Here is a 26,118-nt window from a genome sequence, read left to right as displayed (position 1 = left end):
CCGGCAACTTCCGCGACACCGTCATCCTCGCCATCGAGGCGGCCGCCCGCACCCACCAGGGCCGGCCCAGCCCCACCCTGGCCGACATGATCCGCAAGATCACCGCCGCCCTCGACGCCGCCTGACGGCACGCCGACCCGCACAGCCACCGCTTGTTACGAACGACCCAAAAGGGATGCACATGTCCAACTTGCAACGGCGAGCGTTGCTCGCCGCAGTCCCACTCGCGACCGCGCTCGTGGTCGGCGGTGCTCCCGCCGCATCCGCGACAGCGGAGCCGACGATCGAAGTCTCCGGTGGGGCGACGCAGCCTGTCTTCTCCTACCAGGACGCCATCCGCGAGCACGTCCAGGTGGAGTCGCCGGTCGACAGCGACGGCGATGGCAAGAAGGACCTGGTCCGGGTGGACATCATCCGGCCGAAGGAGTCCGATTCCGGGCTCAAAGTCCCGGTGATCATGCATCAGAGCCCGTACTTCGACAAGCCCGGCGCCGGCTTCGAGCTGGATCACAAGAAGTACGACGCCAACGGAAACCGACGAAGTTCCCGCTGTTCTACGACAACTACTTCGTGCCGCGCGGGTACGCGTTCGTGTCCGTCGACGTGATCGGCACCAGGTTGTCCGACGGCTGCCCGACCACCGGCGGCCCCTCTGACGTGCTGGGCGGCAAGGCGGTCATCGACTGGCTCAACGGCCGGGCGATCGCCTACGACGACAACGGCGCGCCGGTCAAGGCCACCTGGACCACCGGCCGTACCGGGATGATCGGCCATTCGTATGAGGGAGGGCTGGCCATCGGCGTGGCCGGCACCGGGGTGCGGGGGCTGGAGACGATCGTGCCGCTGGCGGGACCCAGCAGCTGGTATGACATGTGGCGCGCCAACGGCACCCTGACCGACTTCACCGGCGGCCAGGAGCACATGGCCAAGTGGATTGATGAGGACCCGCCCGCCAAATGCGCGGCAGTCCACCGGCGCATGACCGAGGGCTCAGACGACGCCACCGGCAACGACAACGCCTACTGGCGCGAACTCGACTACCGCAACGGGCCGATCTCCAAAGCGCGCAACGTCCGCGCCAGTGTCTTCTCGGTGGTGGGGATGCAGGACCGCAACGTGATGGGCAACCAGTTCTCCGAGTGGTGGGCTCAGCTGCCCCGCACGGTGCAGCGCAAGGCGTGGGTGACCCAGTACGGGCACCTGGACCCGTTCTGGGCCCGCCGCGAGGTGTGGGTCAACACCCTGCACCAGTGGTTCGACCACGAACTGATGGGCATCGGCAACGACATCATGCGCCGCCCGCGCGCCGACGTGCAGCTCGGCCCGGACCGGTGGATCACCCAGGCCGACTGGCCCGCACCCGCCGCGCGGACGACGACCCTGCGACCGCAGCGGGACGGCTCCCTGGGCCGCAAGCCCTCCACCGGCACCGGCAGCTACCTCGACACCCTCCAGAGCGAGACCGCGACGGCCACCGACCCGGCCACCGTCAACCCCAACCGGCTGGCCTACCTGACCCCGCCGCTGAAGAACGCGACACGCCTGTCGGGCACACCGTCGGTGAGCTTGCGCCTCAAGCTGGACAAGCCGACCGCCAACCTGGGCGTCATGCTCGTCGACTACGGCACCGACACCCGCATCAACCACAGCGAAATCGGCGCGGATCCGCATCGCGCGTACGGCTTCAAGTTCCTCGACAGCGACGACTGCGTCGGCCAGGGCACGGCCGATGACGACGGCTGCTACCGCAGGGCCGTCGACAACACGGTGACCTCCGACTTCAACGTGGTCACCCGCGGCATCATGGACGCGCAGAACCACACGTCGCTCAGCCGCCAGACGCCGCTGAAGCCGGGCAGGCCGTACCAGATCACCTGGAAGATGCTGCCGCAGGACTACGAGTTCAAGGCCGGGCACCGGCTGGGCCTGGTGCTGACCGGAACCAACGCCGACCTCGGCACCGCCGAACCCGGCACCGGGGCCAAGGTCACCGTCGACCTGGCCGGCACCTCGATCACGCTGCCGCTGGTCACCGGCACACCCAGCGGACGATAGCTCGACCGATCTTCGCCTACGGTCGCCTCCGTCAGCCTCGTCCGCTCCGGCCCGCAGGCGGGTGGATCTCGCGGATGATCTGGATGAACGTGCGAACGCGGGCGTTGTCCTCGCCCGCCCGCCACAACAGCCCGTACTCGATGGGCGGGGCGTCGCTGAAAGGCACGAAGACCACACCGGGCCGGGTGTAGTAGCGGGCACCGCGGTTGGCGACGACCGAGACGCCCTTGCCGACACTGATGTGGGAGAGCACTTCCTGCCAGTACGTGATGGGCGGGCCATGCGGAATGATCAGGCCCGATGGGGTCACGCGCGGGTAGTGGTAGTCCAGCCAGTAGTCCGGGATGTTCCCGGACATCGGCAGCAGGACGGCGTCAGCGAGGTCCTCCAGCGAGACCGTCTCCCGCCCGGCGAAGGGATGGTCGGCGGGCACCATGAGCGCGCGGGGTTCGGAGAAGATGACAGGACCGACGGCGATGTCGGGCTCGTCGATGGGGAACTCGGTGAGCTGGAGGTCCAGCTTGCCGTTGCGTAGCGGCCCGAGCGGGTCGCCCAGCGGCACCTCCTGGATGTGGACCTCGCAGTCGGGGTGACGGACTCGGAAGAGGTCGGCTGCCTGGACGACAAGATCGCCCGACCACAGAGCGGAGAAGCCGACGCCCAGCGTGCCGGTGACGCCGCGGGCGGCGGTGACGGCCTGTTCGAGGCCGGCGCCGATCTGCTCGTAGGCCGGGAGCAGGGTGTCGCGCAGCTGTTGTCCCAGAGCGGTGAGCCGTACCTCGCGGCTGGTGCGTTCGAACAGCGGCGCGCCGACCTGGCGCTCTAGTTTTTTGATGGTCTGGCTGATCCGGCCGGTGGTCACGTGCAGGCGTTCGGCGGTGCGCCCGAAGTGCAGTTCCTCGGCCAGGGTGAGGAAGGCCTCCAGTTCAAGCCGTTCGAGCACAAGCCCTCCGTTGAGCCCAGTTAAAGGTTCGTTCGATTATGTCTCGTTGTTCGGTCTTGCGTGTTGTTGCAGACTGGCGGAATGAGCAAGATCGTCGCGGTGGTTCGTATCTCCATGGACGGGGTCTTGGAGGAGTTCACGCCGTTCTGGGACGAAGAGGAGGACAAGTTCCAGCGCGGTCAGTTGTTCGCCAGCCGGGCGCTGCTGCTGGGGCGCAGGACCTACGACGCCATGTCGAAGGTATGGCGGGCGATGACGCATGAGGACGACTTCGCCGCCCGGATGAACTCGATTCCCAAGTACGTGGCCTCCACGACCTTGAGCGACGCGGACTGGAGCAGCGTCGTGATCAAAGGCGACGTCGCCGAACAGGTTGCCAAGCTCAAGCGGGAGCCCGGCAGGGACCTGCTGGTGTACGGCAGCGCAGCTCTGGTCAACCACCTGATCGAGCACGGCCTGCTGGACGAGCTCAAGCTGCTGCTGCGCCCCGTCGTGGTGGGCGCGGGCCGGCATCTATTCCCGAGCGGCGTGGCCATCACGACCTGGGCGCTCGCCGGAACCACTGTCTTCAGCTCCGGCGCCGTCGTCCTGGACTACCGCCCGGTCGGCTTCGGGGGATAAAAAGCGACCGTGGCGCCCGTCAGCACGCGGGCCAGGCCTGTGTGGCCGTCCCAGGTGAAGCGGACGGCCACGACCTGCGGGGCGCCGTCCGGCCGCAGGGTGGTCAGGGTGGCCACGCGCGGCTCGGACGGGAAGGCCTGGATCGCCGGACGGCTCTTGCTCACCGGAAGGCGGCGGCGTTGCGCGCGGCCCACTCGCCGAAGGGGTGCGGGGCGCGGCCCAGGATCCGCTCGACGTCCGGGCTGACGCGCTGCTCCTCGGGGGTGGGCTCGCCGAGGATGGCCAGAGTCCCCTCGACCACGGGCAGCGGCATGAACTGCGCCATCTGCTCATGGGCCTCCTGCCGGGTCTGCTCGACGAAGCGCACCGGCTCGCCCAGCGCCTGGCCGATCGCCGCCGCCCGCTCGCGCGGGCTGGTCGCCGCAGGCCCGGTCAGAACATAGGTGGCGCCGTCGTGCCCGGCTTCACGCAGGACGGCAGCCCCGGCGGCGGCTACGTCGTCGGGGTCGATGAACGGCAGGCCCACGTCGCCGAAGGGTGCGGCAGCGGTGCGGTGCAGGCGGACCGGTTCGGCCCACGCGTAGGCGTTGGAGGCCATACCGCCCGAGCGCAGGATCGTCCAGCCCAGCCCAGACTCTCGCACGGCCTCCTCGAACATCCCGGCGTGCCGGTAGGCCTGCGGCCGGGTCCCGGCTCCCTGGCTGGACAGCAGGACGATCTTGCGGACGCCCGCGGCCTTGGCCGCCCCCACCAGCCCTTGCGGGTCCTCCCCGGCGACCAGGAGGAACAGCGCGTCCGCTCTCTCCAGCGCCGGGCGCAGGCTCTCGACGTCACTCAGGTCGGCGGCGACTGCGCGCACGCCTTCTGGGACGTCGGCCTGCGTGATGTGGCGAGCCACCGCGGTGACCTGCTCGCCCGTCCCGGCCAGCAGCCGCACCAGGGTCCGGCCGACGTTCCCCGTGGCACCCGTGACAACGATCATGATGAGCTCCCTCAGTTCTGAGTCAGTTGGCTGACTGAGAGAAACGTTAACACACTCTGGCACCTATAGTTAGTGGGGTGACTGACTCACAGCGAGTGCAAGCCGCCGGAGCCAAGCGCAGGCGCCTGATGGCAGCCGCCGCCCAGGTAGTTCACCGGCAGGGAGTTGAGCGCACCACCATCGCCGACATAGCGCGTGCCGCCGATGTCCCGGTGGGCAACGTGTACTACTACTTCAAGACCAAGGACGAGCTGGTCGCGGCCGCGCTCGCCGAGCACGAACGCCAGCTGGAGCTCATCACCGGCGAGCTGAACCGCCTGCCAGACCCGCGCGACCGACTCAAGCATCTGGTGGAGGGCTGGATCGCCCAGCGCGACGTAGCCTCGCTCTACGGCTGCCCGACCGGGACGCTCGCCGCCGAGCTGGACAAGCGTGAGCAGGGCGGGCTGGACATCGCGGCGGGCAACCTCATCCGGCTGCTGCTGGACTGGGTGGCCCGCCAGTTCCGCGAGCTGGGGCAGCCCGATCCCGACGCGCTCGCTGTGACCCTGGTGGGCGCGTATCAGGGAATGTCGCTGCTGGCCAACGCGCTGCGGGACCCGGAGATCATGACACGCGAGGGAGCCCGGCTCGTCTCCTGGCTGAACTCTCTGTGAGCACCTCGGACGTGCGAGGGCCGACGCATGCGGGTCGCGGCCTGTCGGCGGGCTAGGGGCGGGTGGAGCGGGTGACCCGGCGAGTCGTTGTGACGCGGAACGGTGACCAGCTGGCGCACCTACGTGCAGCTCACACCACAAGGGCGGCAAGCGTTCCAGCGGATCGTCGCGGTCGCACACCTGCCGACTACGCCCAGCCATCGGACACCTGGCCATCTTTCGGACCGATCCGGTCAGTCCACAACCCCCGGGCAGCCCCGATGAGCGCCCTGCGCTCGGGTCCGCGTCACCAGACGCAACGTAGCCGTGAGTAACCGGGAGATCCCGCCGCAGACCGCACCCACACTCGGGCGATGCCTCCGTCACCCACTGTGGCCTGCGGCAACGTCCTCATGGCACGGACCCGAGCAGAGGGCCTCCAAGCCCTGCGAACAGCGCCGGCAGATCTCGGCGTCAACCCTGCATGAGCTGCTGGAGGCGACGACGGGCACGGCGGTGGTACGGCTCAGCCACACGATCCCGCCGCCTCCGCCTTGATCATCCCTTATACGATCTCCCGCATGTTCGACTTATCCGGCCCCTGGACGCGCGTACTGGCGGGCACGAGGCTGCATCACGGGCCCGCCATGCAGTCGCCGGCCGTGGACCCGGTCACCCACGAGCTGTACCTCGTCCAGTTACGCGACGCCAACACCGCCGACGAGCTGGGCAACCTCTGCGTCAACCGGGTCTCCCGCACCACCGGGGAGGTGCTGGACTGGATGCACCTGGACGGCTTCGGACACGGCTACCAGATCGGCGCCCAGCACATCGGCGGCCGTACCCATCTGTGGTGCGAGGCCGGACCGGTCCGCAAGGGCTTCGGCACCCGGGTCACCCGCTTCCCGTACCTGCCCGGCCAGAGAATCGACATGACCTCCGATGTCCTGACCAAGCCCTACTCGCCCGACCCGGACACTCTCACCTGCGCCCCCGCCGTCGACCCGATCGGCAACTGGCTCACGCTCCGCTACCGCACCCCCTCCGGCTACTTCTACAGCCGCCACCCCATCAACCCGGCCACCGGCAAGGTCTCCGGAACCCCCGCCGCCACCATCGCGCACCCACCCTCGGTCGTGGGCACCTTCCAGGGGTTCGCCACCATCGGCGACCTGCTCTACCTCTACAACGGCGACCCGTCGGACTCCTACGACAACAGCAACGCCCGCATCTCGCTCGTCTCCTGGCGGGACCCGGACCGCACCCCGGTCGTCACCCCCGTCACCGCGCTGCCCGGCCTGCCACGCCGCGAACCCGAGGGGCTGGCCCTCGAGCCGCTGGGGGATCAGGTGAGTCTGCTGTTCGGCTTCAGCGGAGACGCCCCGGTGGGACGGCAGGCAAGCGTGTGCGCCTTCACCTCCGATCCGCCGGTGCAGGGTGTGAAGGTGCTGGCCGACTGGAGCAAGCTAGCGCTGGTCCCCGGGTTCGAGGGCCACACGGGCGCGCGGATGCCCCGGGCCCGGCTGATAAGCGTCGGCGGACTGACCCAGCTCCAACTGCGCGGCTCGCTCGGCTGCCCGAACCTCACCGAGCCGTCCGTCGTCGCCGACCTGCCGCCCTGGCTGACCCCGAGCCTGCCGGTACGCGCCGCCGTACCGCGCAACATGAGCTATGGCAACGCCGCCTGCCAAGTCGAGGCGACCCCTTCCGGCCAGCTCCGGGTCTATGGCGCAAGCTCCGCCCACCCGCTGTCCTGGATCGACCTCGACAGCTTCACCGCTCCCTGGAAGTGACGGGATACCCCATGCGATCCCCTACCCGCCGCACTCTGCTCACCGCGGCCGCCGCCCTGCCCGCCGTCACCCTCGCCGCCGCCCCAGCCACCGCGGCCGCCTCCGGTGTCGAGGTCGTGTCCCCCTGGAAACCCATCACGCTCACCGGCGCCGCCAAGCCCTTCGCCGACGCACCGCCCCAGGCGCGTGTGGTACGCGTCGCAGGCACCGACTTCCTGCAGCTACGCGGCGGCGCCCACGTCTCCTACACCAGCGACAGCCCGCTGGGCACCCTGCCCGCCGGACTCCCGGTGCCGAAACTGACCCGCGGACTGTGCCCGCGCAACAACCACAACGGGCTGAGCGTGTGCCGGGTGGAGGCCGACATCAGGGGCACCCTCATCGTGCTCGGCGGCACCAGCGCCAGCACGATCACCTGGGTGCGGCTCGACGGCTTCTCCTCCGTCCTGTCCTGATCATTGGCACCGGGCGGATCCGGCCGAAGCATGTCGTGCGTGCGCTTCAAGGGAATCTCTACTGGTGGCCGCAGACCGGAACGGCGAAGTCCCGCCAGGTCATCAACGGCAGGGCGTCAAATCCGGTCGCAGTCGCTCTCGATGTAGTGCCCGCTCGGCCTGCGGCTACACGGCGGCGACCAGGCCGTCCAGTCCCATGCAGGTGCACTGCCGGGCCGGCACTTCCAACATCAGGCGGGCGCTCGGCTCCACCGCCGCATCCATCATGAGCGGTCTCCTGGTGTTCCGGCTCCCACACCTGGCGGAGCGGACCGCAGCCGGAACCCGATGACATCAATGGGCTAATATCCAACCAATTGTCACCGTGGGTAAAGGAATGGAGCGTTCCTTTGTTCGACAACCTTGATCTCGAGGCTCTGCGCCGGCGTCCCGGAGTGAAGTGGGCCGCCGCCGGGCCCGGCGTGCTGCCCACGTGGATCGCCGACATGGACTTCCCCGTGCCGCCTGCCGTCCGGGACGCGCTCGCTCACGCCATCGACGTGGACCTGGGATATCCGGCTTGGGACGATCAGCCCTCGCTGAACCCGCTCAGGGACGCCTTTGCCGAGCGGATGAGCCAGCGCTATGCCCTCATCCTCGACCCGGCGCGTGTCCATGTCTTCACGGAGCTGATCCAAGCGCTCCAGGTCGTTCTTCACGTCATGACCCGGCCGGGTGACGCCGTGGCCATGCACACGCCGGCCTACTCCCCGTTCTTGAAGACGCTGACGGACATGGACCGCAGGCTCGTTCCCATCCCCATGCTCGACGACGGCACGGGCTGGGGTTTCGACCTCGACCGGCTGGCCGAGGACGTGGCCCGGCACGGGTGCCGGGTGCTCGTCCTGGTGAACCCGCACAACCCGACCGGCCGGGTGTTCACCCGCGAGGAACTGAGCGGCCTTGCGGAGATCGCCGCCCGGCACGATCTCCTCGTCATCTCCGACGAGATCCATGCGGAGCTCGTGCACGATCCCTTCGTACACGTTCCCTTCGCCTCGCTGAACCCGGAGGTCGCGGCACGCACCGTGACACTGACCTCGGCCAGCAAGGCGTTCAACCTGGCGGGACTGCGGTGCTCGGTCGCGCACGTCGGCGACGTGCGCGTCCAGAAGGCGCTGGCCGCCCAGCCGCCGCTGCTGTTCGGAGAAGTCAACTCGCTCGGCGTGCTCGCCACCCTGGCCGCCTGGCAGGACGGCGACTCCTATCTCGACGAGGTACGAGCCACCCTCGCCCGCAACCGCCGCCTGATCGCCGACTCCCTTCCCGCGGGAATCCGCGCCCACGTTCCCGAGGCGACCTACCTGGCCTGGCTCGACTGCAAGCAGCTCGCACTCGGCATGGACCCCAGCGCCTTCTTCCTGCAGCGGGCGCAGGTCATGCTGAGCAACGGCCCCAGCTTCGGGCCCGGCGGCGAGGGCTTCGCCAGGCTCAACTTCGCGACATCCGGTCCGATCCTGGAAGAGATCCTCCGGCGTATGCGCGAAGCGGTCGGCTGAGGATATTCGGCGGGACGGCAGTCCAGGACGACGGCGCCGGAGCCGAAGACGGTGGTTCCGGCGAGCGTCCAGGTCGTGATCGCCACGCCGTTCGGGAACAGATACCTGCCCGCGCCCGCCACGACGGGGCGCAGCAGGAGTTTGAGCTCGTCGATCAGGCCGTTCACGATCAGATGGTTGACCAGCGTGGCGCCTCGCCGGCTGGGGCGCGGCCAGGCCGCCGGCCCTGAGGCGTCAGCCCTGTGGGCCGAGGCGCGCGGCCAGGCCGTCGAGGACGCGTTCCAGCCCGTAGCCGAAGTTCGCGTCCCGCGTCTTCGCCGGGTCCTCCCCCTGTATCGCGGCGTAGAGGTCGGTGAGCATCGGCTCGTCGCGCACGGCCTGCTCGGTGAGCGGCCGGAGGCTGGCGATCCACTCCTGCTCGGTCTTGCCGCTGCGCGCGAGCATCGACAGGTACGCCGCCTCGCTGGTGGTCATGCCGATGACGTAGGCGATGAGCGTGTCCATGGCCTGGCCTGCCTCGCCGGCCTGGAACCCGGCCTGGCGGAAGTGCGCGAGTATACGGCCGGATTGACGGCCGAGATTGGGGCCGAGGGAGGCCAGGCCGACCTGGCCGAGGACGGCGGCCACCCAGGGGTGGCGCAGGATCATGGCGCGCAGGCTGTGGGCGCCCTCGGCGATGGCGGCCCGCCAGCCCGCGGCGGCGTCGGGGTCGTCGGGGTCGGGCACCCTAAGTTCGCCGTAGACCTCGTCGACGACGAGTTCGATGAGCTCGTCCTTGTTGGCGACGTGCCGGTAGAGGGAGGTGGCTCCGGCGTTGAGGCGCTGGGCGAGGCGGCGCATGGAGAGGTTCTCCACGCCTTCGGCGTCCAGGAGCCCGATGGCCTCGGTCACGATGGATTCGCGGCTGAGCGTCGGCTGTTCGCGCTGTTTGCGGGGCCGTGCCCACACCGAGGGGATGGACTGGTCGTCAGGTGCCGGCATGTGAGCTCCTCTCCTCCGGCACCCAGCATAGCGCACACTGTGCGCACATGCGTACAGCATAGACAGGGCCGACGTCCTGCCGCACCATGTGCGACCTGGGGCCTTGTCTCCGCTGGCGGGTGTTCCGGTGGGGCCCCTAACGGAACAGCCCCCGGCCCCGAGGGCAGCGCAAAGGTTTGCGAATCTTCCGTCAGGGCTGGGCTGGTCAGAGGTGTGCGCGGGCTGGGGCGGACCAGTGGGGGGCGTTCCAGCGGTCGGCGATGGCGGCGGCCCGGGCGAAGTGGGCGGCGGCCTCGTCGTCGCGGCCGAGCAGCAGCGCCAGCTCGCCGAGCGTGTGGGCGGCCGGGCGCACGGCCAGCGACAGGTTGGTGGCGCCGGCCGGAGGACCGTCGCGATGGGGGAGCAGGGCCGCGTAGCACTCCTCGGCGGCGCCGGTGTCGTTCAGTGCGATGACGGCCATGGCGCGCAGGGTGGTCAGGAAGGTGAAGTAGAAGTCGGGGCGGATCGGGCTCGGGCCTGGTGACGTGCGGGCCCGTCGTGCCTCGTCGTCACGGCCGGCGGCGTGGAGGGCGAGGGCGAGCAGGTCCGCGACCATCGGGCCGAACGTCTCGTGGAGGGCGCACACCTCGTCCAGGTGGTCGCCGAGCGTGCCGTCGTTCAGCCAGATCGCAGCCAGTGCGAGGCGGAGGAAGCCCGCGGCGTGGCCGGATCCGGCGCGTTCCATGCGTTCGGTGGCCTCGGTGTAGAGGCGTTCGGCCTCGGCGAACCGGCCCTCGATGAGCACCAGGGTCGCCAGCGCGATCTCCGCGACGCCGACCGCCTCGGGCATCCGGTAGGTGCGCGCGAGGCCGAGGGCCTCCTCGACCGCCTCGCGCAGGGTCGCCGGATCGTTGGCCGCGGCGGCGCCGGTGGCCTGGTTGAGTAGCCCGGTCACGCGGTAGACGGGCAGGTCGTGCTCGAGGCCGATCTCCAGCAGCTCGCGCCAGGCCTCGTCCTGCCCGGGCGTACCGCCGGAGGCGCGCGCCAGCACCTGGAGCGCCGCGGCCCGGATGCGGGGATCGGTGGCAAGGTCGAGTGCCTCCCGCGCCGCCTCCATCACCGTCGGATCGTCCTCGCCCGCCAGCTCGTCGGCGTACGCGGTCAGCAGGCGGGACCGCACTTCGGGCACCAGGTCCGTCCGCTTGAGCAGGCGGCTGAGGCGGTCGACGATGGGCCGGTCCACGGTGCCGTACGCGCGGGCCTGCCAGGGCGTGGGCTCGGTCCAGGCGGTGAACGCAGCGATCATCAGGTCGTCGCGCCCGAGGGACTCGGCGAGCTCCACGGCCTGCCGCCGCGTGTCCCGCGCCGCCGCCACCGCCCCGGCCCTGATCTGCGCGCGCAGCAGCCTGCCGAACAGGTTGATGCGTTCCTCCGGTTCGGCGGAGTTCGCGACTGCGTCGGCGAGGAGGGCGGCGGCCATGTCGTGCGCGTAGCGCGCCTCGGCCAGCTCGGCGGCCCGCACGCAATAGCCGACGGCCTTCGGCGACCCCGCTCGTGCATAGTGATGGGCCAGCGCGGCGATGTCGCCGGTGCCCTCCAGCGCCTCGGCGATCCGGGCGTGCATCCTGGTGGCGCGCAACCGGCTGACGTCGGCGACCAGCGTGTCTCTTACCAGCGCGTGAACGAACCGGACGCGCCCCGGCCCCGGCTCGTCGAGCAGCCCGGTGATGACGCCCGCGTCCAGCGCGTCCAAGACGCCGTCCTCGCCCGTGTCGGCGGCCTGCACGAGGACGTCCACCGGGCTCTCCCGCCCGGCGACCGCGGCCAGCCGCAGGACGGGCACCGCGCCGTCGGGGAGCCGCGCGAGCCGCCGCCGCAGCACGTCCCGTACGCCCTCGGGGACCTCGGAGAGCGCGACCAGCGCACCCTCGCCGTTCAGCAGCCGCGCGCTCTCCTGCACGTAGAACGGGTTGCCGCCGGTGCGCTCGGCGATCCCCGCCACCGTCGCGTCGTCGGCCTCGCTTTCGGCCCGTACGAGCTCGGCCACCGCCGCGCCGTCGAGCCCGGGCAGCGCGATCCGGAGCGGCGCGGTGCGGGCGAGCGCGCCCAGCGTCTCGGTGAGGTGCTCGCTCTCGTCCGGGCGGTACGCCGCGACGACCAGGATCGGGGCCCGCACGCTGACGCCGCCGCCGAGCAGCACCAGCGTGGTCGTGTCCGCCCAGTGCAGGTCGTCCAGCACGACGGCGACCGGCCGTTCCGTGGCGGCCGCCGCGAGCCAGCCCCACACGGCCCGGCGCAGCCGGAACCGCCCGGCGGCGGCGTCGCTGTCCACCGGCATGGAGTCGGAGAGCAGCGGCGCCAGGTCTTCCGCGAACTCCCCCGGAGGAACGGTCGCGGCGACGGCCCGCAGCGCCTCGACCCACGCCCACGCGGGCGGCGCGCCGTCGACCTCCGGACAACGCCCGGCGGCGACGAGCCAGCCGTCGCGCTCCAAGTGCGCGCCGAGGTGCTCCAAGAGCGTCGACTTGCCCAGCCCCGCTTCCCCGGTGACAAGAGCGACGCGCGCCCCGTCGGCGGCAGCCTCCCCGGCGGCCGAAACCAGCGCGGCAAGCTCGCCCTCCCGCCCCACGAAAGAGGCAGCGCGATGCAGGGTCGCGTCGTGCGGGGCCGCGCGGTGCGGGGACGCGTCGTGCAGGCGCGCATCGTGCGAGGGCGTGGCGTGTGGGGGTGTGGTGGCCGGGGGTGGGGGGACGGCCGTGCGGAGGATGTCGATGCGCTGGGCGAGGATCGCCTCTTCCAGGGCGACCAGGTCGGGGCCGGGGTCGAGACCGAGTTCGTCGGCGAAGGTGGCGCGGGCGCGGCGGAGCGTCGCCAGGGCGTCGGCCTGGCGGGCGCTGCTCCACAGCGCTAGGGCGTGCAGGCGCCAGCCCTCTTCGCGCAGGGGTTCGTCGCGGGTGAGGCGCTCGGCCTCGGGGACCACCGAGGCGGGGCCGCCCGTCCGCAGGCCCGCCGCGACGTGGAGCTCGCGGGCGACCAGGCGCAGCTCGTTCAGGCGGGCGGTCTCGGCGGCGGCCCACGGCTCGTCGGCGACCTCGGCGAACGCGGGTCCCTGCCATAGGCCCAGTGCCTCGGCCAGCCGGGCGCGGGCGGCCTGAGGCTCGGTGAGCGTGCGGGCCTCGTCGAGCAGGTCCTCGAAACGCCACGCGTCCACCGACTCCGGCGGCAGCCGCAGTGCGTAGCCGGGGGAGGCGCTCACCAGGAGGCGGGCCGGGGTTCGGGGCGGGCGGCCGGGCTCCAGCAGCCGGCGCAGGTTGGAGACGTACGCCTGCAGGGAGGCCAGCGCACGGGATGGCGGCTCGCCGCGCCAGAGGTCCTCGATCATCCGGTCGACCGACACGACCTGTCCGCGCGCCGCGACCAGGAGGGCCAGGACGCCGCGCTGCCGCGGCCCGCCCAGGGGAACGGACTCGCCGTTGACCTCGGCGCCGAAAGAGCCCAAAACCCGAATCAAGACCATGACGTGGGACATCGTACGCGCGCGGGTGTTCCAAGTCAGTTCCAAGTGCCTTCCAAACGCCCGGAGCAGCCTTAACACGTCGAACCGATGAAGGGCAGGAACGAAATGAGCGTCAACACCCAGGACATGGAGATCGTCCACCGCGCCTTCCGCCGAGAGTCGCGGCTGCTGATGGAGCTCGTCGCGGCGGTGGCCCCGGGTGACACCGCTCGCGCCAAGGTGATCGCCGACCACTTCCGCGACTACCGGCTGGGACTGAAGAACCACCACGAGGGCGAGGACGAGCTGCTGTGGCCGCCGCTGCTGTCCCGGGTCGATCTGGAGGCCGACATCGTGCTGCGCATGGAGGCCCAGCACGAGCGCGTCGCGGCCACGCTGACCAGGCTGGACGCGGCGGTCCCGGCGTGGGAGGCCGCCGCCGGGGCGGACGAGCGCGACACGCTCGTGGCCGCCCTAGCCGACCACCGGGCCGTGCTTCTCGAGCACCTCGACGACGAGGAGGCCACTCTCCTTCCGCTCGCGGCCGAGCACATCACCGAAAAGGAATGGGCCTCCCTGGGCGACCACCTGGTGGCCAACACGCCCAAGTTCACCCTGCTCACCCTCTTCGGCCTCGTCCTGGAGGATGCGAACCCGGCCGAGCGCGCCACGCTCCTGTCCGCCCTTCCCGCTCCTGTACGCGGCATCTGGCACATCATCGGCCGCCCCCGCTACGCCCGCCACATCAGCCGCGTCCGCGCCGCCTGACCAGACCCACACGACTCCCAAGCCCACCAAGCTCCACGAAGCGCACCAAGCTCACAAAGGCTCGCAAGGAGAAGAACAATGTCGCTGAAGAAGATCAACACCGTCCTGGCCGCCGCCTTCATCCTCTTCATCCTCTGGTTCGGGGTGGAGTTCATCCTGAGCCCGGAGACGACGGCGCCGGGCTTCGGCCTGCCGAGCTGGCCGTCCGGCGACGGCGACGGCTTCCTGATCATCAAGGGAATCCGCGACGTCGTCTTGGCCCTGGTCCTGGGCATCCTGCTGGTGACGGGCCACCGCCGGGCGCTGGGCTGGGTGCTGCTGGTGGAGGCCCTCGCCGCGTACGGCGACATGACCACCGTGCTGGCCCACCACGGCTCCGTGGCCACCGCGCTCGGCGTCCACGGCCTGACCGCGACGCTGATGGTGGTCAACGGCCTGCTGATGATGCGCGAGACCCGCAAGGTCGCGGCCGCTCCGGCGACGCCCGCCCCGCAGCCCGCCTGACGCCACCTTGGCGCGTGTCGGCGTTCGCGTGCGCGACATCGCCTCAGGGCTGGTCATCTTCATCGTGCTGGCCGGCGGGACGACCCACCTGCTGGGCTGGTTCATGCTGGCTGCCAGCGCCATACCCGTCGGCGACGCGGTGATCGTGCTGCGCAGCAACGGTCCCAAGGCGGTCGCCTACGGCATCCACGGCGCCACCGCCGCGGTGATGCTGGCGATCAGCGCGCTCCTGCTGATCGCGTAAACCACGCGGTCCGGCGGCCGGAGCTCTTTGAAGCGTCCCGCCATCCAGCAGCCGGTCGGGCTGGACCAGAACAGCGCGGTCAGGGCGCAGCACGGTGTTCCCCCGCATTTGTGAGAACTCGAAAAAGGGAGACGACGATGACGATCAACGATTTGCGCGGTGTCCTCAAGGGGCGCGTGCTCCTGCCCGATGACGACGGCTTTGAACAGGCGGCCACCGCGTGGAACCTCACCGTCAGGCAGCCGGTGGCGGCCGTGGCGGAGGCCGCGGATGCCGATGACGTGGCGGCGCTCGTGCGTTACGCGCGGTGGGCGGGTATGACGGTGACCGCGCAGCCGAGCGGGCATGGCGCCTCGGGTGATGTGGAAGGCCTGATTCTGCTGCGTACCGGCCTGCTGAACGAGGTGGAGGTACGCGCGGAGGAGCGCGTGGTCCGGGTGGGCGCGGGCGTGAAGTGGGGGCAGGTGCTGGCGGCGGCCGGTCCGCTGGGTCTGACCGGCCTGTCCGGCAGCGCGCCGGGGGTCAGCGTGACCGGCTACACCTTGGGCGGTGGGGTCGGCTGGTTCAGCCGCAAGTACGGCTTGGCCTCCGACAGCGTGCGGGCTATCGACATCGTGGACGCCGAGGGCGAGCCGGGCCGGGTGACCGCCGAGTCCGATCCCGAGCTGTTCTGGGCGCTACGCGGCGGTGGCGGGGACTTCTCGGTGGTGACCGCCCTCGAACTCGAGCTGTATCCCGCGCCAGTCCTGTACGGCGGGCGCGTGATCTGGCCGGAGCACCGGACCAGGGAGGTGTACGACGCGTTCCTGGAGATCACCGCCGAGGCGCCGCGTGAACTCAGTGTCTGGATCAACCGGCTCCAGCCACCCGGCGCACCGCCGATGGTCACGCTGGATCTGGCCTACCTGGGTGAGGCGGCTCAGGGGGAGGACCTGCTGGCGCGCATCGACAAGATCGAGGGCGCGATCTCCGACAGCCGCGGCGTCGTCCCGGTCGCCGGCCTGGGTGGCATCGCCGCCGAGCCCACCGACCCGGCCCCGTCCATCGCGCGTGCGGAGCTGCTCACCGGCCTGGACGGGGACGCGGTGGAGCTCCTGCTGGCCAAGCCGGTCGAACCGCTCATCAACGTGCAGATCAGGCACCTAGGCGGGGCGCTCGCCGAGCCGGGCGGCGGGGCCGGTGCGAGCGGCGCGGTGGCTGAGCCGTACCTGCTCGGACTGGTGGGTCTCGGCCTGCCGCACGCGGCCGATGCGACGCGCGCCAAGCAGGCCGAGGTCGTGGCCGACCTGGAGGCCTACATCAGCGGCCGCAAGCCGTACACCGTGCTGTCCCCCGGTGACACGGCGGCGAAGTCCTTCTCCGGCAGCGCGCTCGCGCGACTGCGGGAGATCAAGCGGGCCCGCGACCCGCACAACGTGTTCCGCGCGAACTACCCGGTGCTCGGATAGATCGGTTCCCAGCAGGTCACGGCCCCTCCGCCGGGACGCTGTTGGCGAATTGAGGGTTTCGTACCTATGCCTGGTCCGGCCGCGCAGGACGAACCCGATGACCTCGCCGCTGTGGGGCATCCGTACCGTCAGCGTGCCGGTGGGGTGGAGTCCGAGAGTCAGCCGGTCTGATCACCGGATCGGACCAATCGGCGTTCCCAGGCCAGAGCCGCGACCACACCGATGGCATAGGCGACCAGGTCCCATGGGTCGGGGAACGCGCCGACCAGGACACCGCCGATGCCCGGCGGGGTCATGCCGACTATTTGGTAGAACTCGACGGCGGCGGCGATCGCGGCCGTGGCCAGGGTGCGGCGTGCGGCGGTGGTGCGCCACAGCAGCCCCAAGAACGCGTAGACCAGCATGGTGGCGCCGACGTCACTCACGTAACCGCGGATGAACGGTTGTCCCGGGCCCCGGTAGAAGAGGGCGAACGCGCCGACGGCGAGGGCGACGCCACCCAGAAGGACCATGGCACGGCGCATGAGATTGACATCTTCTCCGAATCTCAACGATCAGGACGAACCTGATCATAGAGCTCGTCCCTTATGGCGGCATGCTGATTGCGGCAGGTCAGCGACCGCGGTGGAGTGCCATGGCGACGGCATGCCAGCACGCTGGAACGTAGTGACGATCCATTCGGAATGAGGCCCGACCAGATGAAACAGTGCCCCGCGTGGTGCGAGGAAGAGCACTCCAACACCCGTTCATGATCCACCGAATGTGGGTTTTGACCTTATGTGGGCTGAATTCCTATGCAGCTAGCGCCGCAAAGTGTGAGGTCCTCGTCGGGGCGAGGGGCACGCCCATCAGCCACGCGTCGATCCGCGTGAGGTTTATCGCCGCGGCGGTGAGCAGGTGCTGAAGATGGGTCTTGGCGGTCCCGCGGTAGCGGGACCGCCTGGCCATGAACCGGTTGACGGCCTGGGCGATGGTGCCCTCGATGCCCTGACAGGCCTGGTAGCGGGCCTTCCATTCGGGGCTGTCTTGGTTGGTGCGGGCCTGTTGAAGCACCTCATATTGCTCTCGGACTCGCAGCGTGATCCGGCGGCGGGGAATGCTGGCCCGGGTGCATTGGGGCCGTACGGGACACGGCGTGCAATCTTTCCGGGCGAACTGGACCCTGATGACCTCTCTGCCGCCCTTGTCCACCTCGTGCGCCCATCGCTTACTGATCTTGCCTTGCGGGCAGGTGATCGTCTCGTTGTCCCAATCGATGGTGAAGGCGCTGACGGGGATGGTCCCCTCGCCAGACTTCTGCCAGCTGGTGCCGGGCATCATGGGCCCGACCATCTCGACGTTATGGTCGCGCTTGGCTGCCACGACCACGTCGGCACTCATGTATCCGGCGTCGACCAGGTGCTCGGCCGGCAACAACCCGCGCTCGACCAATCCCTCGTGGACGATGGGCAGCACGCCGTAGTCGCTGCCGGGTGCCGGAGTCGTCGCAACGTCCGTAATCAGATGGGGTTCGCCGTCATCGCAGGTCTCGGCGAGGTGGACTTTGAAGCCGTCCCACTGGGTATCGCGCTTGACCCCGACGCGTGCATCCTCGTCGTAGGGGGAGACCAGGCGCGCGGATGAAGCCGGCTGCTCCTGGGAGGTGCGCCACCGGACTCGTCCTTCCTCATCGCGGAACTCCTGAATCCAGATCCGCCGCAGAATCTCCACCGCCGGGACGTTCCTGAGCCACGGCGGGGCTTCCTTGGAATAGACGGCGAGCAGCAGCCGCATCCCGTCCGCTCCGGTCTGGTTGGCGAGTTCGACCTTGGTCGCCATCTGCTTGGGCGGGCCGCTTCCTTTTTGATCAATTCGCCAACAGCGTCCACCGGGCGGCGGGGCCGCACCGAACCCGAGTGACAGATGTCATCAGAGCACGACATCTCCACATCGACACCTGTGGTTTTGGCGTTACTGGTCATCTGCCGCCGTGAGCACTGTGAAAGGCACACCCACACAGCAAGGACTCACACAATGCTGGTCACGGGGCTGGCCTGTCGGTGGTTTGGTGCGATCGTGCTGGCCCGGACGGAGTCGCGACCTCAAGATCGTCTGCCGGTGTCGGGGGTGCTTGCCGGAGCGAGCGGATGGCATGGAGAGCTTGACATCGTGTCCGAAGCCAACGCGTGTGGCCGGGGCCGGGGCGGAGATGGCCTGCCGCGGGAACCGTGGCCTCTACACCCCCGCCTCGTCCACGTCGCCGTCGCTGTCCGGCACGTCGGGGATCTCGCCGAGCTGCCGCAGACCGGCGGCAGGGCTCCCATCACCGTCCCGCTGCACCACGAGCCGTGGGGCGAGTGGGTGCTGCAGCTCACCGATCCCAACGGGGTCGTCGTCCAGCTCGTGGAGTGGATTTCGCCCACTCAGGGCTGACCAGCACGGAACATCATGCGCAGTTGTGCGCACCATTCCCTATCGCGTACAGTGTTCGCAGCACGAGAACATCATTCGCAGGAGGTTTCATGAACCCCAACCCACGCCGCTGGCTGATCCTCGTCGTGCTGTGTCTCAGCACGCTCGTCCTGGTCGTCGACAACATGGCCCTCACCGTCGCGGTCCCGTCGCTGGCCGCCGACCTCGGCGCCACCGCCCAGGACATGCAGTGGATCCTCGAGTCCTACATGCTGGTCTTCGCCGGCCTGCTGCTGACCGCCGGCTCCCTGTCCGACCGGTACGGTCGGCGCAAAATCATGATCATCGGCCTGGCCCTCTTCGGGCTCGCCTCCCTGGCCGCCACCCTGGTCACCGGCCCAGGCCAGCTCATCGCCGCCCGCGTGGCGATGGGCATCGGTGGCGCGCTGGTCATGCCCAGCACCCTGTCCATCATGATCACCGTCTTCACCGACGAGAACGAGCGCCGCAAGGCCATGGCCGGCTGGGGCGCGGTCGCCATGCTCGGCCTGGTCGGCGGACCGGTCCTGGGCGGTGCGCTGATCGCCTCCTACGGCTGGGAGTCGGTCTTCTGGATCAACGTCCCGATCGCGGTCCTGGCCATCCTCGCGGCGGGCACCCTGATGCCCGAGTCCAAGGGACCGCAGGTCAAGCCCGACCCCCTGGGCGCGATCCTGTCGATGGTCGGCATGGTCGCCCTGGTGTGGACGATCAACGAGTTCGCCCACGGCATCAACTGGATCTCAATGGGCGTCGCCGTGGTCGCGCTGGCCGCCTTCATCGGCTGGGAGCTGCGCACGCCGTACCCGATGGTGCCGCTGAAGCTGTTCCGCGACCGCGACTTCGCGGGGGGCAGCCTGTCGCTGACGCTGGTGCAGGTGGGCAACGGCGGCCTGCTGCTGGTCCTCACCCAGTACCTGCAGTTCGTCCTCGGCTACACGCCGACTCAGGCCGGTCTGGCCTTCATCCCGCTGGCCATCGCCTCGCTCATCTTCAACGGCGTCGGCGCCGGCCTGGGCGCCAAGCTCGGCAACAAGCTGACCGCGGTCCTCGGCATGCTGGTCATGGCGGCCGGGTTCGCGCTGCTGGCCACCACCTCCGGCGGCTTCGTCATGGTGGCCGTGAGCCAGTTCGTCCTCGGCGCCGGCGCCGGCCTGGCGATGCCGACCGCGATCGCCGCGCTGATGGGCGCCATCCCCGCCGAGCAGGCCGGTGTCGGCTCGGCGCTGAACGACACCATCCAGCAGGCCGGCGCGGCGCTCGGCGTGGCCGCCCTGGGCAGCATCGCCACCGGTAGCTTCACCGCCGCCATGCCCGCGGGCTCCCCGACCTCCATCGCCGAGGCCGTGGCCAACCCCGCCCTGGCCGCCGCCGCCCGCGAGGCGTACGCCTCGGCCATGTCCTCGACCTCCCTGGCCGCGGCCGCCGGCGTCCTGGGCGCCGCCGTACTCGCTCTGATCCTGCTGCGCGGCCGCCAGGTCGGCGCCCATGCCGCCAATACCCCCCGAACCGACAAGACCCCCGTTTCTGCCTGACTTTCTGAAAGGAAGCACTCTGATGAAGACCACTGTCCGCGTTGCCGGTTCCCTCGCCCTTGCCGCCAGCGTGATCGCCGGGAGCGCCGGAGCCGCGACGGCGGAAAAGGCGCCTGACCAGGCCGGTGTCCAGATGGCGCTGGAGCAGGTCGTGGCCGCCAGCGGTATCCCCGGCATGGTGGCCGAGGTCCGTGACGGCAAGAGGACCTGGTGGGGTACGGCAGGCGTGGCCGACACCAAGACCGGTCGCAAGCGCGAGAAGGGCGAGCGGTTCCGGATCGGCAGCGCCACCAAGGCCTTCACCGCCACCACCGTGCTGCTTCTGGCCGCCGAGGGCAAGCTGAGCCTGGACGACACCGTCGAGAAGTGGCTGCCCGGCCTGGTCGACGAGAACGGCAACGACGGCAGCAAGATCACCGTCCGGATGCTGCTCAACCAGACCAGCAGCCTGGACAACCCCTACCTGTTCGAACCCCTCAACAGCATCTACGACACGCCCAAGTTCCTGAAGTACCGCCATCGTCAGTGGAAGCCGGAGCAGCTGGTCAAGCACACCCTCGCCAAAGGCCCCTACAAGGGCCGCAAGCCGGGTGAGGGCTGGTGGTACTCCAACACCAACTACTACCTCGCCGGCCTGATCGTGGAGAAGGCCACCGGCAAGACCCTGGCCCACGAGATGAAGCGGTTGATCATCCGCCCGCTCGGCCTGGGCAGCACCTACATGCCGGGCAAGAACGAGACCAAGATCCGCGGGTCGCACCCCGAGCTCTACTCCAAGCTCAGCACCACGGCCAAGCCCGAGGACAAGGTCTACCACCTGCGCGACTACAACCCCTCCTGGGGCTGGGCCGCCGGCAACATCGTCTCGACCACCTCCGACCTCAGCCGCTTCGTCAACGCGCTACTGACCGGCAAGCTCCTGCCGAAGAAGCAGCAGGACGAGATGTGGGGTCACATGGTCGACACCACGGGCAACCTGTGGATCCCCAACACGCACTACGGCACCGGTGTCTTCTCCCAGAAGCTGTCCTGCGGCGTCACGACCTACGGAGTGGCCGGCTACATCCAGGGCACCTACACGTACCTGATGGCCAGCCGCGACGGCAAGCAGATGGTCGCCGTCAACACCAACGGCGACTGGAACAACGCGATCGGCGGCGCCCTCGGCGTCATCGAGGCCAAGTTCTGCGCCAAGAAGTAGGGGTGCCCTCAACCTCGCTGCCACCAGGCGCCATTTCGGCATCGGCCTGCCTGATCAGTGGGTACGGCGGTCCGGCCCAACACGGCACCCCAAGTACCCCAGCGGTACAGGCCCGCGGAGTGCCGCACCCGGTCAACCTTCGGACCGATCTGGACAAGCGCACAACCCGGCCACGCTTGATGACCTGGCCTTTCGCCTTCCGGCGCGTCCTGCTCCGGGAGGCGTCTGTTTTGCGGTGAACAATGCACATATGTCACTCTTCTCCTCCGCCTGACGAGAGGAGGAAACGTGGAGCTGCGTGATATAGAGATCTTCCTGACGCTGGCCAAAGAGCTGCATTTCGGCCGCACCGCCGAACGGCTTCACGTGTCGGCCGCCCGGGTCAGTCAGGCGATCAAGAAGCAGGAGCGCGCCATCGGCGCCGAGCTGTTCCACCGCGACAGCCGCAACGTCCGGCTGACGCCCGCGGGGATACGGCTGCGCGACGATCTCACCCCCGTCTACCGGGACCTGCAGACCAGCATGGAACGGGCCAGGCTGGCCGCCCGCGGCAAGACCGACGTGCTGCGCATCGGCATCCTGAGCAGCAACGCCCAGGACCTGCGCCCGATCACGGACGCGTTCACGGCCCGCCATCCCAGCTACGAACCACAATTTCGGACGATCGGCTTCGGCGACCCCTTCGGGCCCCTGCGTGATGGCAGGGTCCACGTGGCGATCCTGTGGCTGCCGGTCCTCGAGCCAGATCTCACCGTCGGCCCCCTCGTCTACACCGACTCCGCCGTGCTCGCCATGGCGGCCACCCACCGCTTCGTCGGCCGCGCATCGGTTTCGCTGGAGGATCTCGGCGACGAGATCGTGATGGGCGGCTGCAAGCCCGACTACTGGCGTGAAGCGCTCGTGCCGCTCCGGACTCCCAGCGGGCGGCCGATCCGGATCGGGCCGATCGTGTCCAACACCGAAGAGATGCTCCCCATCCTGTCCACCGGCGAGGCGGTCTCCCCCGGGCACTACCGCGCCACCCTCTACTACACGCGACCGGACATCGCCTACGCGCTCATCCACGACGCGCCCCCGCTCCAGATGACGCTGATCTGGAGCACCAGCGCCGAGAACGACGTCATCCGCGCCTTCGCCGAGGTCGTACGCGACCTGGGCCCTATCTCCCTGACCCGGTAGAACAGTGGAACTGCGCGATATCGAGATCTTCCTGACGCTGGCCGACCTGCTGCACTTCGGCCGCACCGCCGAACGGCTCCACGTGTCAGCCGCCCGGGTCAGTCAGGCGATCAAGAAGCAGGAGCGCGGCATCGGCGCGGAGCTGTTCCACCGCGACAGCCGCAACGTACGGCTGACGCCCGCGGGAGAGCAGCTCCGGCGGGATCTGGCCCCGATCTATCAGGGGCTGAAGGAGAGTATGGAACGGGCCAGGCTGGCCGCGCAGGGCAAGACCGGCGTGCTGCGCATCGGCATGATCCCCGCCAACGCCCATGACCTGCGCCGCTACTGGGAGACCTTTCGCTCCCGCCACCCGCAGTGGGGGCTGCGCCTACGGCACGCCCCCTTCGTCGAGCCCTTCGCCGGACTGCGCCGTGGCGACGTCGACATGCTGGTCACCTGGCTGCCCGTCCAGGAGCCCGACATCGTCGTGGGGCCGCGCATGTTCGCCGAGCACAGGGTGCTGGCCGTGTCCGTCGTCCACGAGTTGGCCGGCCGTACCTCGGCCACGTTCGAGATGCTCGGCGACTTCCCGGTCGCGCGCGGCAGGCCGATCCCCGACTACTGGGCCGAGAGCTACACGCCGTGGCACACGCCCAGGGGCAACCGCATCGAGCGGGGGCCGGACATCGAGAACGTCGACGACATCTTCACCCTCATCAGCGCGGGTGAGATCGTCAATACCTTCCCCGTGCACGTGAGCCGCTATTGGAACCGCCCGGACATCGCCTTTCTGCCCATCGGTGACATGGCCGCGCTGGACTACGGCCTGGCCTGGCGCGGTGAGGCGGAGAACGACATGATCCGCGCCTTCGCCCAGGTCGTCCGCGATCTCGGCACTCTCTGACAGGCAAAGACGGCCGGGCCCCTGCAGGGACCCGGCCGCCTTTCTTTCATAGGTACGGCACCGCCTACGCGTTGACCGAGGTGCGCACGCGGGCCGACACCACGGCCAGCCACGCCAGCCCCAGCCCCGCTCCGGCGGTGAACGCCATCACGGTGGCCGAGGAGCCGGCGAACCCGGCCAGCACGCCGACCGGCACGAGCCGGCAGGCGATCGCCCACCCGCGCTCACCCCGGGCGGCGAAGTGCCGGCCCATCACCACGAACGCCGCGCACAGCGACAGGAACCCCACCATGGCGCCCGCCATGTGGATGGCGCCCTGGGTGCTGAGCACGGCCGCCTGATGGCCGGCGTCGGGGAACCCCGCCCCGGGATCGGCACTGAACACCGAGCTGACCAGGAACGACGCCCCGAACACGGCAACCAGCCGTGGTGCCCACGTGCCACCGGGACCGCCATTCAGCGCCCGGCGCAGCCCGATCGATCCGGCGATCGCCAGGCAGGCGGTGATGACGAAGCTGGTCACCTGGATCCAGCCCAGGTCACCGAGGCTGAGCTGGCTGATGGCGTTGTGGGTGAAGTCGAAGGGCTCGCGGGTGAGCCCCTGGACCAGCGCGAGACCCAGGAACCACGGGCCCGCGACGATGCCGCAGGCCAGAAGGATTCTCGTCATCGCCGGTCAGGCCGGCTGGTAGGTCAGGTCGAGCACGCCGGTGCTGAAGGTGACCGATCGGGTGAGCTTGAGCGGCACCTGGCCGGCGCTGTCCGGGAAGAGCCGGCGGCCGGTGCCCACCACGATCGGGTGCACCAGCAGCCGCAGCTCGTCGACGAGCCCGGCCCGCAGCAGCGTCTGGGTCAGGGTGATGCTGCCGGTGACGTTGATGTTCTTGCCGGGCTGCTCCTTGAGCTCCTTAAGGGCGGCGATGACGTCGCCTTCGATCACGGTCGAGTTCTGCCAGGCGGGCTCCTTGAGGGTGGTGGAGGCGACGAGCTTGGGGATGCCGTTGAGCGCATCGGCCATCTCGCCGCTCTGGTGCGGCCAGACGGAGGCGAAGGCCTCATAGGTCACCCGGCCCAGCAGCAGGGTGTCGGCCGCGGCCGACATCTCGCCGAGCGCGGCGCCCATCTCGTCGCTGAGGTAGGGGAAGTGCCACTCGGTGGGCGACTCCACGACGCCGTCGAGCGAGATGTACTGCCCGGCCACAATCTTGCGGCTCATGTGTATCTCCTTGTTGGGTTTTCTTCTGGTGACGCCGCGCGGGCGCGGAGCCTGCGCAGCGTCCTGGTGTCCCCGAAGCCCGCCTCGCGCGCGGCGACTTCGGTGGTGGCACCCTGCCGCAGGAGGTGCTCAGCACGTTCCAAACGCAGGGCAGTCTGATAGGCCAAGGGAGTGATCCCGGTCGCATGGCGAAACAGCCGGGTCACGGTCCGTTCACTGCATCCCGCCGCCTTGGCCAGCAGGCGTAGCGGGAGCTGTTCGGTGAAACGGGACTCGATCAGGTCCTGGATACGGTGCACCGCCTCGTCCATGTGCGAGCGCCGTAGCAGCATCGGGCTGACCCGCGTCGCCGTACCGTCACGGGGGACATGGCTCAGCAGGGCGCGGGCCACCTGGCCCGCCGCGTACGGCCCATGCCGCACGCCCAGCAGGTGAAGAGCAAGGTCGATGCCTCCGGCCACGCCCGTCGAGGTGACGGCCCGATCGTCGGCGCCCCCGTACAGGCCGGCCACCGTGCCGCCCGCCGCGTGGTGGCCGCGCAGACGGCGCAGAGTCTCCCTGCTCACCGGCGGGGCCTGGTCGCCCCGGCCCGGCACGATGATCAGATCGTCGGATGCCAGGCGCGGCCATGCGGTCTGCGCCTGCAGCTCCAGGCCCTGCGCGCTGAGGACCGGACTGGCCTCGGCGACATAGGCGAGGGTGTGCGCGTAGCCGAGGTCGTCAGCGGTGGAGAAGACCAGAGCGGGACCGGCCACGTCGAGAAGGTGCACCTGCGGGATCAGCAAAAAGACAACGAGGGACATGGCGCGTCAGCGTCGGGCGGCGTACTCGGCGAACGCCCGCGGGTTCGTCATCACGTGGGCGAAGTACGCCGCCGCCTGCGCTCCGGCACCGTGCACGCACACGCGGGCAGGTTCGGCACCGGTGATCTCCACCCATCGCATTCTTGAGCCGTCAGGCCCGGCTATCGCGTCTCGCATTGCTCTCCTCCATGTCCTCCTGTGCTACTCCGACCGGGCAGTTGGCGTGGTCGGCGCGGTTTGGCTGTGCGACGGGCTCTCAGCAGAACTCCGCCTCGGGCCACCTTGGTCAGGAGCCCGGGTCGGCTTTCCAGGCCTTCTCCGGCGGGCTGAAGTGGTGGGTGATTCAGACGGACGTGCGGAAGCGGGCGGCGACCAGGGAGACCCAGCCCATCGCGATCAGGACCCCGGTGGCGAGTGTCACCGAGC

27 protein-coding genes and 1 pseudogene are annotated in these 26,118 nt (G+C 69.8%); 16 read left to right on the top strand and 12 right to left on the bottom strand.

Translation table 11 applies throughout. The features are described 5' to 3' along the window. The first annotated feature begins 181 nt into the window (after nucleotides 1-181). Together AB0B45_RS50025 and AB0B45_RS50020 are read left to right on the top strand one after the other, a co-directional pair. A complete protein-coding gene (locus AB0B45_RS50025) occupies nucleotides 182-607 on the top strand; it encodes a hypothetical protein (RefSeq protein WP_358145896.1) in 426 nt (141 codons plus the stop codon). After that, nucleotides 571-2,055 (top strand): CocE/NonD family hydrolase, encoded by a 1,485-nt coding sequence (locus tag AB0B45_RS50020; protein WP_358145894.1) that lies wholly within the window; start codon nucleotides 571-573, stop codon nucleotides 2,053-2,055. The genes AB0B45_RS50025 and AB0B45_RS50020 overlap by 37 nt, the downstream gene beginning before the upstream one ends. Nucleotides 2,056-2,086: 31 nt before the next feature. On the opposite strand, the gene AB0B45_RS50015 is transcribed toward AB0B45_RS50020, so the two are convergent. Next, on the bottom strand, nucleotides 2,087-2,998 hold the full coding sequence (locus AB0B45_RS50015; protein ID WP_358145892.1) for a LysR substrate-binding domain-containing protein: 912 nt from the start codon (nucleotides 2,996-2,998) through the stop codon (nucleotides 2,087-2,089). An 81-nt stretch (nucleotides 2,999-3,079) separates the two neighbouring features. Between AB0B45_RS50015 and AB0B45_RS50010 the strand changes: the two genes are divergently transcribed. After that, nucleotides 3,080-3,619 (top strand): dihydrofolate reductase family protein, encoded by a 540-nt coding sequence (locus AB0B45_RS50010; RefSeq protein ID WP_358145890.1) that lies wholly within the window; start codon nucleotides 3,080-3,082, stop codon nucleotides 3,617-3,619. Here AB0B45_RS50010 and AB0B45_RS50005 read toward each other — a convergent pair. Both AB0B45_RS50005 and AB0B45_RS50000 read right to left on the bottom strand, forming a co-directional pair. After that, complete coding sequence (locus AB0B45_RS50005) at nucleotides 3,592-3,783, bottom strand: pyridoxamine 5'-phosphate oxidase family protein (protein WP_358145888.1); 192 nt, start codon at nucleotides 3,781-3,783, stop codon at nucleotides 3,592-3,594. The genes AB0B45_RS50010 and AB0B45_RS50005 overlap by 28 nt on opposite strands. Beyond that, nucleotides 3,780-4,601 (bottom strand): NAD(P)H-binding protein, encoded by an 822-nt coding sequence (locus AB0B45_RS50000; protein ID WP_358145886.1) that lies wholly within the window; start codon nucleotides 4,599-4,601, stop codon nucleotides 3,780-3,782. The genes AB0B45_RS50005 and AB0B45_RS50000 overlap by 4 nt, the downstream gene beginning before the upstream one ends. Nucleotides 4,602-4,678: 77 nt before the next feature. On the opposite strand from AB0B45_RS50000, the gene AB0B45_RS49995 reads away from it, so the two are divergent. From AB0B45_RS49995 to AB0B45_RS49980, 4 genes are all read left to right on the top strand, one after another. Further along, nucleotides 4,679-5,257 (top strand): TetR/AcrR family transcriptional regulator, encoded by a 579-nt coding sequence (locus AB0B45_RS49995; RefSeq protein WP_358145884.1) that lies wholly within the window; start codon nucleotides 4,679-4,681, stop codon nucleotides 5,255-5,257. A gap of 560 nt (nucleotides 5,258-5,817) precedes the next feature. Beyond that, nucleotides 5,818-7,029, top strand: coding sequence for a hypothetical protein (locus AB0B45_RS49990; protein ID WP_358145882.1), 1,212 nt, complete (start codon nucleotides 5,818-5,820; stop codon nucleotides 7,027-7,029). Between the two features lie 11 nt (nucleotides 7,030-7,040). Next, nucleotides 7,041-7,484 carry a hypothetical protein gene (locus AB0B45_RS49985; RefSeq protein WP_358145880.1) on the top strand — a complete coding sequence of 148 codons (444 nt, stop codon included), beginning with the start codon at nucleotides 7,041-7,043 and terminating at the stop codon, nucleotides 7,482-7,484. Nucleotides 7,485-7,873: 389 nt separating this feature from the next. Further along, complete coding sequence (locus AB0B45_RS49980; RefSeq protein WP_358145878.1) at nucleotides 7,874-9,022, top strand: aminotransferase class I/II-fold pyridoxal phosphate-dependent enzyme; 1,149 nt, start codon at nucleotides 7,874-7,876, stop codon at nucleotides 9,020-9,022. 41 nt (nucleotides 9,023-9,063) lie between these two features. Here the strand turns inward: AB0B45_RS49980 and AB0B45_RS49975 are convergent. The 3 genes and pseudogenes from AB0B45_RS49975 to AB0B45_RS49965 form a co-directional block, all read right to left on the bottom strand. Next, nucleotides 9,064-9,207 (bottom strand): annotated as a pseudogene (locus tag AB0B45_RS49975) (dihydrofolate reductase); the annotation flags it as partial. 49 nt (nucleotides 9,208-9,256) lie between these two features. Then, complete coding sequence (locus AB0B45_RS49970) at nucleotides 9,257-10,003, bottom strand: TetR/AcrR family transcriptional regulator C-terminal domain-containing protein (RefSeq protein WP_358145877.1); 747 nt, start codon at nucleotides 10,001-10,003, stop codon at nucleotides 9,257-9,259. A 205-nt stretch (nucleotides 10,004-10,208) separates the two neighbouring features. Next, nucleotides 10,209-13,499: a BTAD domain-containing putative transcriptional regulator gene (locus tag AB0B45_RS49965; RefSeq protein ID WP_358145875.1), complete on the bottom strand. Its 3,291-nt coding sequence runs from the start codon at nucleotides 13,497-13,499 to the stop codon at nucleotides 10,209-10,211. Between the two features lie 105 nt (nucleotides 13,500-13,604). Here AB0B45_RS49965 and AB0B45_RS49960 point away from each other — a divergent pair, with 105 nt between their 5' ends. The 4 genes from AB0B45_RS49960 (at nucleotide 13,605) to AB0B45_RS49945 (ending at nucleotide 16,442) form a co-directional block, all read left to right on the top strand. Further along, nucleotides 13,605-14,246 (top strand): hemerythrin domain-containing protein, encoded by a 642-nt coding sequence (locus AB0B45_RS49960; RefSeq protein ID WP_183643354.1) that lies wholly within the window; start codon nucleotides 13,605-13,607, stop codon nucleotides 14,244-14,246. A gap of 78 nt (nucleotides 14,247-14,324) precedes the next feature. Beyond that, on the top strand, nucleotides 14,325-14,750 hold the full coding sequence (locus AB0B45_RS49955) for a DUF4267 domain-containing protein (protein WP_358145873.1): 426 nt from the start codon (nucleotides 14,325-14,327) through the stop codon (nucleotides 14,748-14,750). Nucleotides 14,751-14,778: 28 nt separating this feature from the next. Then, a complete protein-coding gene (locus tag AB0B45_RS49950) occupies nucleotides 14,779-14,994 on the top strand; it encodes a DUF4267 domain-containing protein (protein WP_358145871.1) in 216 nt (71 codons plus the stop codon). 137 nt (nucleotides 14,995-15,131) lie between these two features. Continuing rightward, entirely contained in the window at nucleotides 15,132-16,442 is a 1,311-nt protein-coding gene (locus tag AB0B45_RS49945) for an FAD-binding oxidoreductase (protein WP_358145869.1), read from the top strand. A 158-nt stretch (nucleotides 16,443-16,600) separates the two neighbouring features. Here AB0B45_RS49945 and AB0B45_RS49940 read toward each other — a convergent pair whose 3' ends face one another. Together AB0B45_RS49940 and AB0B45_RS49935 are read right to left on the bottom strand one after the other, a co-directional pair. Continuing rightward, nucleotides 16,601-16,966 (bottom strand): DUF2809 domain-containing protein, encoded by a 366-nt coding sequence (locus AB0B45_RS49940; protein ID WP_184759231.1) that lies wholly within the window; start codon nucleotides 16,964-16,966, stop codon nucleotides 16,601-16,603. Between the two features lie 268 nt (nucleotides 16,967-17,234). After that, nucleotides 17,235-18,260 (bottom strand): transposase, encoded by a 1,026-nt coding sequence (locus tag AB0B45_RS49935; RefSeq protein WP_358145867.1) that lies wholly within the window; start codon nucleotides 18,258-18,260, stop codon nucleotides 17,235-17,237. A 330-nt stretch (nucleotides 18,261-18,590) separates the two neighbouring features. On the opposite strand from AB0B45_RS49935, the gene AB0B45_RS49930 reads away from it, so the two are divergent. The 5 genes from AB0B45_RS49930 to AB0B45_RS49910 all read left to right on the top strand — a co-directional run bounded on the left by AB0B45_RS49930 (nucleotide 18,591) and on the right by AB0B45_RS49910 (nucleotide 23,673). Next, nucleotides 18,591-18,854, top strand: a complete 264-nt coding sequence (locus AB0B45_RS49930) for a hypothetical protein (protein ID WP_358145865.1) — start codon at nucleotides 18,591-18,593, stop codon at nucleotides 18,852-18,854. An 89-nt stretch (nucleotides 18,855-18,943) separates the two neighbouring features. Next, a complete protein-coding gene (locus AB0B45_RS49925) occupies nucleotides 18,944-20,407 on the top strand; it encodes an MFS transporter (protein WP_358145863.1) in 1,464 nt (487 codons plus the stop codon). A gap of 22 nt (nucleotides 20,408-20,429) precedes the next feature. After that, nucleotides 20,430-21,608, top strand: coding sequence for a serine hydrolase domain-containing protein (locus AB0B45_RS49920; protein ID WP_358145861.1), 1,179 nt, complete (start codon nucleotides 20,430-20,432; stop codon nucleotides 21,606-21,608). Between the two features lie 288 nt (nucleotides 21,609-21,896). Then, the gene (locus AB0B45_RS49915) at nucleotides 21,897-22,787 is read left to right on the top strand and encodes a LysR family transcriptional regulator (protein ID WP_358145859.1); all 891 of its coding nucleotides are present in this window, start codon (nucleotides 21,897-21,899) and stop codon (nucleotides 22,785-22,787) included. 4 nt (nucleotides 22,788-22,791) lie between these two features. Then, nucleotides 22,792-23,673: a LysR family transcriptional regulator gene (locus AB0B45_RS49910; protein WP_358145857.1), complete on the top strand. Its 882-nt coding sequence runs from the start codon at nucleotides 22,792-22,794 to the stop codon at nucleotides 23,671-23,673. A gap of 64 nt (nucleotides 23,674-23,737) precedes the next feature. Here AB0B45_RS49910 and AB0B45_RS49905 read toward each other — a convergent pair whose 3' ends face one another. Genes AB0B45_RS49905 through AB0B45_RS49890 form a run of 4 tightly spaced genes read right to left on the bottom strand, consistent with a single transcriptional unit; the run spans nucleotide 23,738 to nucleotide 25,824 of the window. After that, nucleotides 23,738-24,343, bottom strand: coding sequence for a DUF998 domain-containing protein (locus AB0B45_RS49905; RefSeq protein WP_358145855.1), 606 nt, complete (start codon nucleotides 24,341-24,343; stop codon nucleotides 23,738-23,740). Between the two features lie 6 nt (nucleotides 24,344-24,349). After that, nucleotides 24,350-24,889 (bottom strand): dihydrofolate reductase family protein, encoded by a 540-nt coding sequence (locus tag AB0B45_RS49900; protein ID WP_358145853.1) that lies wholly within the window; start codon nucleotides 24,887-24,889, stop codon nucleotides 24,350-24,352. Continuing rightward, nucleotides 24,886-25,692 (bottom strand): helix-turn-helix domain-containing protein, encoded by an 807-nt coding sequence (locus AB0B45_RS49895; RefSeq protein ID WP_358145851.1) that lies wholly within the window; start codon nucleotides 25,690-25,692, stop codon nucleotides 24,886-24,888. The genes AB0B45_RS49900 and AB0B45_RS49895 overlap by 4 nt, the downstream gene beginning before the upstream one ends. Nucleotides 25,693-25,698: 6 nt before the next feature. Beyond that, the gene (locus AB0B45_RS49890) at nucleotides 25,699-25,824 is read right to left on the bottom strand and encodes a hypothetical protein (protein ID WP_358145849.1); all 126 of its coding nucleotides are present in this window, start codon (nucleotides 25,822-25,824) and stop codon (nucleotides 25,699-25,701) included. Between the last annotated feature and the right edge of the window lie 294 nt (nucleotides 25,825-26,118).

The organism is Nonomuraea sp. NPDC049152 (assembly GCF_040648355.1).
Taxonomy (GTDB): domain Bacteria; phylum Actinomycetota; class Actinomycetes; order Streptosporangiales; family Streptosporangiaceae; genus Nonomuraea.
The sequence above is the reverse complement of the archived record's forward strand: the minus strand, read 5'-3'. Positions and strand labels throughout refer to the sequence as shown.